General features: G+C 30.3%; 3 protein-coding genes. All 3 read left to right on the top strand.

Going from position 1 to position 1,916, the window contains the following annotated elements; all coding sequences use genetic code 11:
• On the top strand, nucleotides 1–747 hold a 747-nt coding region (locus tag H561_RS24150; protein ID WP_034762973.1), incomplete at its 5' end, for a hypothetical protein.
• A 4-nt stretch (nucleotides 748–751) separates the two neighbouring features.
• Nucleotides 752–1,189 carry a hypothetical protein gene (locus tag H561_RS0120180; RefSeq protein WP_027388609.1) on the top strand — a complete coding sequence of 146 codons (438 nt, stop codon included), beginning with the start codon at nucleotides 752–754 and terminating at the stop codon, nucleotides 1,187–1,189.
• 170 nt (nucleotides 1,190–1,359) lie between these two features.
• Nucleotides 1,360–1,533 carry a hypothetical protein gene (locus tag H561_RS24075; RefSeq protein WP_155845868.1) on the top strand — a complete coding sequence of 58 codons (174 nt, stop codon included), beginning with the start codon at nucleotides 1,360–1,362 and terminating at the stop codon, nucleotides 1,531–1,533.
• Nucleotides 1,534–1,916 lie beyond the last annotated feature (383 nt).

The following is a 1,916-nucleotide window of genomic DNA, read 5'->3' as shown; positions in this document are numbered from 1 at the left end:
CCATATGGAAACTTTATAACAAGACTGGAATATAAGGGTTTTGTAGTTTTTAGAGGCAGCAAGAAAGCAGTTGCCGCTTTTGCGAAAGAGCTGGATGAAATGGGAGTTGAAGCAGCAACTAAATATTTAAATGAATTAGCAGGAATCGAACGCAAAGGTAGAAAAATACTTTATATTGATAATATAGAAAGATTAGGTGAACAGGCTGCTGAAGTAGAACTATCGTTAGTTGATAAATTTGGTGAAGCAATTCTAAAAATGACCCGTAAAGTAACTAAAGAAGGTAACGAAATCTATATTGATTATTTTATTGAAGGCGAACACTCGGGGTATTTACAGATCATGTCACCAGAAGAAGCGGCATTACATCAATTACCCATTAATGCAGGAGAAAAAATTATTTATGGGGATATTAATATTAGTAAAAATATTACCGATAAATTTGCGGAAATAGGAAAAGTTATATTGGATGACACTTATGAATTTATGATGAAAAATAAAGAGATAGGTGATGTGGATGGACTACTTGGCTTTTGGAAAACAGATGGAGTATATAATCCTTATGGTGGACAATCGGTAAATCTAAAAGCTTTTTGGGAAGCTGTAGATAATAAAATGTCTTATGAAGAAGCGGCCTATCAAACCTTCACAGGAAAATGGGCAAAAGGTAAAGGTTTAAAAAAAGCTTTATGGAGAAGTGAAGACGACGTTAAAAGAACTAGAACAATAATTAAATTTTTAAAGTAAATTTATGTATAGAATAATAATAAGTAATGATAGTTTTTTTGATAAAGATTATAATAAAACTTTTTCATACCAAAAGAAGTATGATTTTTTTGGAATAAACAAGGAAACAAGTACTATTGTACCTTTCTATCAGGAACTATTAAAAACAGTTTTAGGCAATAAAATAGAAGAAACTTTTAAAGATTTGGGATTAAGCAAAGAACAAACAGAACAAATAAAGACTATTTTTGAAGAGCAGATCGATATAACACTACCTATAATAGAATCTGTAGAAGGAAGAAGGTACAAAAGCTGGACGTTGGACTGGAAAGGTAAATCATATGATATGAACCTTAGTTTAATAAGCCCCAAAAGCAGAAATATTCAGGATTTCTACAAAATCGTAACTATCGCAGAAGAATGCTTGGCAGAAAATAAACCAATGTATCTTTCAATAGAATAGTTTAGGTTTACAAAAAATAACCCAAGAAAATCGGATGATTTTTTTATATCAGCCTACGAGACTTTTAATGATAAATAAATTAAAGTCTAGATGTTAAAAAAAGCTGGCATAAAAACTCGAGCAGTGAATGTTTGACCTAATAAGAATTTGAAAGCATTTAAATTTTAAAAATGAATAGAGTAGAATTTAAAATAGTGGATGTAGATTTCAGAGTAGTCAAATCTACAAACGATAAATATTTATTATTAGGTCTTTTCATAGGGCAATATAGATTTCCAGATAATATTCAGGAAATTATAGATATGCTACAGCCTGTAAAAGATGGTATTAAAACTTGGAAGTAAATTATAGACCTTTGGGTATTTTTGCAAATTAACGATGCTGGTGATTTTAAATGTGATAAAGAGACAGCCTATTTCATTGCAGATAACTCTACTCCTTTTCAAAATTTAGAAATGCCGTTACAAGAACTTATCGACCTATTGAAAGATTGGAAAGTATTTATGAGTTAAAATAATAAAGCAGTCAGCAATGGCTGCTTTTATTTATTAAAGAAACCGAATACTTTTGAAATTACCTTCTTAGGTTTGAAGTAATCAAAAAAATGGTTTTTAAGTGCAAAATATAAACTTTCTAAAGCTAAAGAATTTTTAGGATTGGGCTTTAGTAGAGAAACAGCAGAAACTTTAGGGAATCATGGATTGAAACCGAAGACTGTTTTTCAGCA

It is taken from the genome of Chryseobacterium gregarium DSM 19109 (assembly GCF_000430845.1).
Taxonomy (GTDB): Bacteria; Bacteroidota; Bacteroidia; order Flavobacteriales; family Weeksellaceae; genus Chryseobacterium; species Chryseobacterium gregarium.
This window is presented reverse-complemented; position numbering and strand designations above follow the sequence as displayed.